Here is a 6,672-nt window from a genome sequence, read left to right on the forward strand (position 1 = left end):
GGCACGCGAAGGAGGCCGGTGCCGGCGAGGCGAAGACCGGTGCCCACGCGGCGGAACCCGGTGCCCGCGTCTCCGGGGGGGCGGGATGAGGGCGCGGCGGACGGGACCGCGGAAGGCGCGTCGTCCGGGGGACGGCGCGGGCCGTCAGGAGAGGGGTGCCGGCCGTCCGGGGACTGAGGGCGGGGTACGGCGTACGGGGGGATGCCGTACCGCCCTCGGTCGCCCCGGGCGGCTAGCTCTGGTTGAAGAAACCGTCCCGGGGGCGGGCGCCGGCCGCCTCGCCCGCGACGATCTCCGTGCCGGAGGGAGTGAGGAGGAAGACGCGGGTGGCGACCTTCTCGATCGACCCGCGCAGCCCGAAGATGAGCCCGGCGGCGAAGTCCACGACCCGCTTGGCGTCGGCGGGCTCCATCGCGGTCAGGTTCATGATGACGGGGACGCCGTCGCGGAACATCTCACCGATGTGCCGGGCGTCCCGGAAGCTGCTCGGGGTGACCGTGCCGATTCTGCGGTCCCGTTCCTCGGCGGCCTGCGCGGCGACCCGCACCCGAGGGTCGGTGACCCAGCTCTCGCCGGGCTCGGGGCCCGTCTCGGGCTCGTCCGCGTAACCGTCGTAGTAGCGCTCGGCCCCGGCGTCGTCGTCGACGAGCCCGAGCCAGGCACTTGCCTTGCGCACCGATCCCATGGACGCCTCCTCTCACATCACAGCGGTCCTTGTTCCCTGGGTTCCCTGTGTTTCCTGCCCCCATCGTCGTCCATCAGGCGAACACTCCGCCAAGGGGAGGGGGGCTTCTCGGTGTTTTCGTGACGGTACTGGTGCACAGTGCCCCGTGTCCCGCACGGAGAACACTGGGGCGAGAGGGCTGACGAGGAGTGAAAAACGATTCTTCACACCCTTTACGTACCTCTGGGTGATGCCGGGGGGCGTACGGGTGACGCGGGGCCCGGCGGTAACCGCCGGTACGATGCGGCGATCGTAGCGGTACGCGCAGGACAATGGGGGGTCATTTCACGATGTTCGGGATGGTGCGGCCGTGCGCCCACAGCCTCGGCGAGACGCTCAGGAACCGCTGGATGTCCCACATGTGCGGGCTCTGCCTCGCGCTGAGGGGCAGTCACGGGCAGTTCGCCCGCATAGCCACGAATTACGACGGCATCGTCATATCCGTACTGACGGAGGCTCAGACCCCGCGTGAGCGGCAGCGCCGCCGCCTCGCCGGGCCGTGCGCGCTGCGCGGGATGCGCACGGCGCGCGTCAGCGAGGGGGAGGGGGCGCGTCTCGCGGGCGCCGTCTCGCTCGCCCTCGCCGCGGTGAAGGTACGGGACCATGTCGCCGACCGGGACGGGATGCTGGCCCGCCGTCCGGTCGCCGCCGCCGCGGGGCGCGTGGCGAGCGGCTGGGCCGAGGCCGCGCACCGCTCGGCGGCCGGGCTCGGCTTCGACACGGCGGTCCTGCTCGCCGCCGCCGAACGCCAGCCCGGCATCGAGGCGCTCGCGGGCCCCGGCACCTCGCTCCTGACCGTCACGGAGCCGACCGAGACCGCGACCGCCGCCGCCTTCGCGCACACCGCGCTCCTCGCGGGCCGGCCGCACAACGCGGTGCCGCTCGCCGAGGCGGGCCGTCTCTTCGGCCGCCTCGCGCACCTCCTCGACGCGGTCGAGGACCAGGCCGAGGACGCGGCACGCGGCGCCTGGAACCCGCTCACCGCGACCGCGACCCCGCGCGCCGAGGCCCGCCGCCTCGCCGACGACGCCCTGCGCGGCATCCGCCTCGCCCTCGCGGACACCGACCTCACCGACCCGGCGCTCGCCCACCGCCTCCTCGTCCACGAGCTGCCGCGCGCCGTCGACCGCGCCTTCGGCACGGCGCCCTCCTGCGCGCACCAGCACCCGGGCACCCCGGTCCCGGGGAACCCGTACACGCAGGACCCGCCCGGCGGGCAGACCCCCGAGCCCCCGCCCCCGCCCTCGGGGCGCGGCTTCTGGGCGGGCTGCGGGGTGTTCCTCGCGCTCGCGTGCACGTGCCGCATGTGCTGCGCCGAGGACTACGAGGGCCCGTGGTCGGGCAAGGTCCGGCACGGCTGCTGCCACTACGCGGACTGCTGCGACGCCTGCGACTGCGATTGCTGCGGGTGCGACGGCTGCGGCTGCGACGGGTGCTGCTGCGACTGCTGAGAGCGGGGGCGGAGGGGCGCGGGGGCGGGACGGTTCAGCGGATCTCGGGCGGGGAGATGCGGGAGGTGGGGAGGGCGGAGGCCGAGACACCCCACTTCTTGAGGATCTTGGCGTAGGTACCGTCGGCGATGATCACGTTGACGGCCTTCTGGAAGGCGGGGGTCAGATCACTGCCCTTCTTGAAGGCGAAACCGACGTCGAGCCGGTGGTACTCGTTGAGGAACCTCAGGCCCTGCTGCTGGTCGACCGCGTACCGCAGCCCGTTGATGGTCGACATGACGACATCGGTACGGCCCTGCTGGAGCGAGCCCCAGATGGCGCCCTGCTCGGAGTAGGTCTTGACGCTGTACGGCTTCTTGCCCGCCTTCTCGCACAGCGACTTGTTCTGTTCCAGCGTCACCTCGAAAGTGGTGCCCGCGCCGGTGCCGATGTTCTTGCCGCACAACTGGGTGAGGTCGGTGATCTTCGGGATCTTCTCGTCGGCGCGGGTCGCGAAACCCTGGCCGTCGTTGATGTACGTGACGAAGTCGATCGTCTTGCGGCGCTCGTCGGTGACGCCGAAATTGCCGGTGCCGAGGTCGTACTTGCCACTGCCGAGTGCGGGCAGGATCGCCTCGAAGCTCGCCTCCTGCCGGTCGATCCTGATCCCGAGCACCTTCGCGACGGCCGCGGTGATCTCCACGTCCACGCCGGCGGCGGTCTTGCCGTCCTCCAGGTACGTCGCGGTGGGCGGGGCGCCGATCGCGCCGCCGAGCGTGAGCCTGCCCGCCGTGCGGACGCGCTCCGGCAGGAGCTTCGCCGCCGCGGCGTTCTTCCGCTCGCCCGAGACGACGTCCCCCGTGGGGAGCTTCCCGGCCTTCCCGGCGGGCGAACCGGCGGCGGCCGCCGCCCCGCCCGCACCCCCGGCGGAACCCGCGCCCGGGGAATCGCCGGAACCGCAGGCGGTGAGAGGGAGGAGCGCGGAGGCGGTGAGCAGGGCGAGCACGGCGTAACGGCGCGCGGAACGAGGGGGCGGGGCACTCATGGCGGGACTCCAGAACGGCAGACGTGACAGGAGACGGGCGGGCTCTAGCGAAAACGGGTGGTGGCGAAGGCGGGCGGCGACGGCCGCGGGCGTGCGAAGACGGCCGTACGACGGCAGCCGGGCGTGACGCCGGGGGGCGGGGCGGGGCGGAACGGCGCGAGGGAGGGGTGTGCTGCGCGTGAAGGCGGGACCGCGGGGCGAAGCGAGCAGCGGGCACGACGGCGTGGCCGCACGGACGCGTCACGGCGTCACGGCACGTACCGCCTCACGGACACGGGAGACGGCACGGCGGCAGGACACCGGCGACGGCGGGAGGGAACAGCGAAGGAGGAAAGGGGCGCGAGCCCGGCCGGAGGGTCGTCAGCTACGAGGCGCGCCACCGCAGCACGTACGACAGGACGCCGACCACACCCGACCGAAGTCGATGTGAGACCGCGTCACCAGACGCCGCTGCGACAGATTCATGCCGACCAGTGGAACAGGCGTCCGGGCCGCCGTCAACGAAACGAGACGGGATGCTCAGGATGTGGGACACGGGACGGGTGCCGGGGGTTGACAAACGCGCGAGCGCCTCCCGTACCCTCGGTGACAGGTCCGTACTGAGGGGTGCGGGCCGCGTGAAGACGGGACACCGCGTGGCGACTTCGCCACGGAGTTCCGCATGTCCTTCGACGCACTCGCCTTCGACGCCCGCGCCTCCGGTGCGCCCACGACGTCCGACGCCCCCGCCCCGGCCGGGCACCCGCAGGATCAGCCACCCGAACCGGGGGAGCCGCCCGAGCGGGGGAAGCCGGGGGAGCCGCCCGAGTCCGGGAAGCAGCCCTGGCAGGGGACACCGTCCGGGCCGGGCGAGCGGCCCGCGCTCCGTATCGTGCCCGTGCGCCGTACGGGCCAGTGGATCGCCGCCCTGCTCGTGCTGCTGCTCCTCGCGATGGCGGTCAACTCGCTCGCGCGCAACAAGGCGTTCCAGTGGGACGTCGTCGCCGACTACTTCACGACCTCCGCCGTGCTGCGCGGCCTCGGCCTGACGCTCTGGCTCACCGCGCTCGTCATGGTGCTCGGCTTCGTGCTCGGCACGCTGCTCGCACTCGGCCGGATGTCCGCGAACCCGGTGCTGAGCTGGGTCTCCTCGGGATACATCTGGTTCTTCCGCTCGACGCCGATCCTCGTCCAGCTCCTCTTCTGGTTCAACATCGGCGCCCTCTACCCGCGGCTCGGGCTCGGCATCCCCTTCGGCCCCGAGTTCGTCACGGTCAAGACCGTCAACCTGCTCGGCCCCGTCACCGTCGCCGTGCTCGGCCTGACCCTCCACGAGGCCGCCTACGCCGCCGAAGTGGTGCGCGGTGGGCTGCTCTCCGTGGACCGGGGGCAGATCGAGGCCGCGCAGTCGCTCGGCCTGAGCCCCTGGCGCCGCCTGCGCCGCATCGTGCTGCCGCAGGCGATGCGCGCCATCGTGCCCCCGGCCGGGAACATGCTCATCGGCGCGCTCAAGGGCACCTCGATCGTCAGCGTCATCGCCGTGCAGGACCTGCTCTACTCCGTCCAGCTCGTCTACCACCGCACCTACCAGGTCATCCCGCTGCTCCTCGTCGCCACGATCTGGTACGCGCTCGTGACGAGCGTGCTCAGCGTCGGCCAGCACTACGTCGAGAAGCACTACGCGCGGGGGGCCGAGCGCTCATGAGTCCCGCATCCGCTGACCCGCCCGTCGTCGTGGTGGTCGGGGCCGGGCCCCGCGCGACCGGGCTCCTGGAACGCATCGCCGCCAACACGGCCGCCGGCCACGGCGGTCCGGAACCCGCCTTCGCCCTGCACCTCGTGGACCCCTACCCGCCGGGTCCGGGGCGCATCTGGCGGCAGGAGCAGTCGCCGCTGCTGTGGATGAACTCCATGGCCGAGGACACGACGCTCTTCACGGACGAGACCGTCGAGATGGAAGGACCCGTCGTCCCCGGGCCCGCCCTCCACGAGTGGGCCGGGATCGAGGGCCGCACCTTCCCCGGCCGCCGCACCCAGGGCGCCTACCTGCGCTGGGCGTACGAGCGCGCCCGCGCCGCGCTGCCGCCCGGCATCGTCGTGCGCGAGCACCGCACCCGCGCCGTACGCCTCGAAGGCCCGCGCGAGGGACGGCAGTCGGTATGGCTCGCGGACCGCGAGACCCCGCTCACCGCCGACCTCGTGATCCTCGCCCTGGGCCATCAGGAAGCAGAACTCGCCACGGAGGAAAGAGAGTTCACCACCCACGCGGCGCGCGAGGGCCTGACCTACCTGCCGCCGGACTACACCGCCGACACGGACCTGCGCGGGCTGCGCGCCGGGGAACCCGTCCTCGTGCGCGGCCTCGGCCTCGCCTTCGTGGACCTCATGGTGCTGCTCACCGAGGGGCGCGGCGGGTGCTGGACACCGGAGGGCCGCTACGTCCCCTCGGGCAAGGAGCCGGTCCTGTACGTGGGTTCGCGGCGCGGTGTCCCGTACCACGTCAAGCTCGGCTACCGCCTGGAGGGCGAACTGCCCCGGCTGCCAAGCTTCTTCGGCCCCGAGCAGACCGCCCGCCTGCTCGCACGGCCGGGCCCCAGGGACTTCCGTACCGACGTGTGGCCGCTCGTCGCGAAGGAGCTCGGCTGGGCGCACTACCACCGCCTCCTGACCACCCGCCCGGACGCCTTCGCCGTCGGCAGGACCGCCTTCGAGTCCGGCTACGCGGCGGCCGACCCGTACGACGGGAGCCTCGACGCCTTCGTCCGCACGGCGGTGCCCGAGGCGGCGGACCGGCTCGACCTCGACGCGCTCGACCGGCCGCTCGCCGGGTGGACCGCGCGCACGCAGGACGAGGTGCAGGAGCGGCTTCTCGCGCACATCGACGCGGACCTCGACCGCCGCCACGACCCCGCGCACAGCGAGGACCTGTCCGTCTTCATGGCGCTGCTCTCCGTCTACGGGCAGCTCATGCGCCTCGGCGACACCGGCACCTGGTGGCACGGCTTCTTCAGCTTCCTCGCCTCCGGACCGCCCGGACCGCGCCTGCGCGCGCTGCGCGGGCTCGCGGAGGCGGGACTCGTGCGCTTCCTGGGCGCGGGCATGACCGTTCGGGCCGTGGACGGGGCCTTCGAGGCGCGCTCGGCGAGCCTGCCGGAGCACACGGTGCGGGCGAGGGCGCTCGTGGAGGCGCGGCTGCCGCAGCCCGAGGCGGGCCGCGTGCGCGACCCGCTGCTGCGCGGGCTCTTCGCGGCCGGAGCGCTCGCGACCGAGGACGGGCTGCTCGCGGTGACACCGCAGGACGGGCGGGTGCGGTGGAACGACGGCAGCACGCACCCGCGCCTGTTCGCGCTCGGCCCGCACACGGACGCGCGCGGGGCCGGGGCCTTCACCCGGCCGCGCACGAACAGCCCGGCGTTCCGGCAGAACGACGCGACGGCGCGGGCGGTGCTGGGGCTGGTGGCGGGGGGAGCGGTGGGGGGAGCGGTGGGGGTGGC

At 73.4% G+C, this 6,672-nt stretch carries 5 protein-coding genes; 3 read left to right on the forward strand and 2 right to left on the reverse strand.

From position 1 onward, the window contains the following. Positions 1-232 precede the first annotated feature (232 nt). The gene (locus SSBG_RS24390) at positions 233-685 is read right to left on the reverse strand and encodes a cell division protein SepF (RefSeq protein WP_008748733.1); all 453 of its coding nucleotides are present in this window, start codon (positions 683-685) and stop codon (positions 233-235) included. 311 nt (positions 686-996) lie between these two features. On the opposite strand from SSBG_RS24390, the gene SSBG_RS24395 reads away from it, so the two are divergent. Continuing rightward, complete coding sequence (locus SSBG_RS24395) at positions 997-2,175, forward strand: DUF5685 family protein (RefSeq protein ID WP_008748735.1); 1,179 nt, start codon at positions 997-999, stop codon at positions 2,173-2,175. 34 nt (positions 2,176-2,209) lie between these two features. Here SSBG_RS24395 and SSBG_RS24400 read toward each other — a convergent pair whose 3' ends face one another. Next, positions 2,210-3,199 carry an ABC transporter substrate-binding protein gene (locus SSBG_RS24400; RefSeq protein ID WP_037870549.1) on the reverse strand — a complete coding sequence of 330 codons (990 nt, stop codon included), beginning with the start codon at positions 3,197-3,199 and terminating at the stop codon, positions 2,210-2,212. Between the two features lie 661 nt (positions 3,200-3,860). Here SSBG_RS24400 and SSBG_RS24405 point away from each other — a divergent pair. Together SSBG_RS24405 and SSBG_RS24410 are read left to right on the forward strand one after the other, a co-directional pair. Continuing rightward, entirely contained in the window at positions 3,861-4,883 is a 1,023-nt protein-coding gene (locus SSBG_RS24405) for an amino acid ABC transporter permease (RefSeq protein ID WP_008748737.1), read from the forward strand. Beyond that, on the forward strand, positions 4,880-6,672 hold a 1,793-nt coding region (locus SSBG_RS24410), incomplete at its 3' end, for an FAD/NAD(P)-binding protein (protein ID WP_078491506.1). The genes SSBG_RS24405 and SSBG_RS24410, both read left to right, overlap by 4 nt.

It is taken from the genome of Streptomyces sp. SPB074 (assembly GCF_000154905.1).
Classification (GTDB): domain Bacteria; phylum Actinomycetota; class Actinomycetes; order Streptomycetales; family Streptomycetaceae; genus Streptomyces.

Coding starts and splice junctions, on each gene's coding strand:
- SSBG_RS24390 (WP_008748733.1), bottom strand. CDS start 685: ATGGGATCGGTGCGCAAGGCAAGTGCCTGGCTCGGGCTCGTCGACGAC.
- SSBG_RS24395 (WP_008748735.1), top strand. CDS start 997: ATGGGGGGTCATTTCACGATGTTCGGGATGGTGCGGCCGTGCGCCCAC.
- SSBG_RS24400 (WP_037870549.1), bottom strand. CDS start 3,199: ATGAGTGCCCCGCCCCCTCGTTCCGCGCGCCGTTACGCCGTGCTCGCC.
- SSBG_RS24405 (WP_008748737.1), top strand. CDS start 3,861: ATGTCCTTCGACGCACTCGCCTTCGACGCCCGCGCCTCCGGTGCGCCC.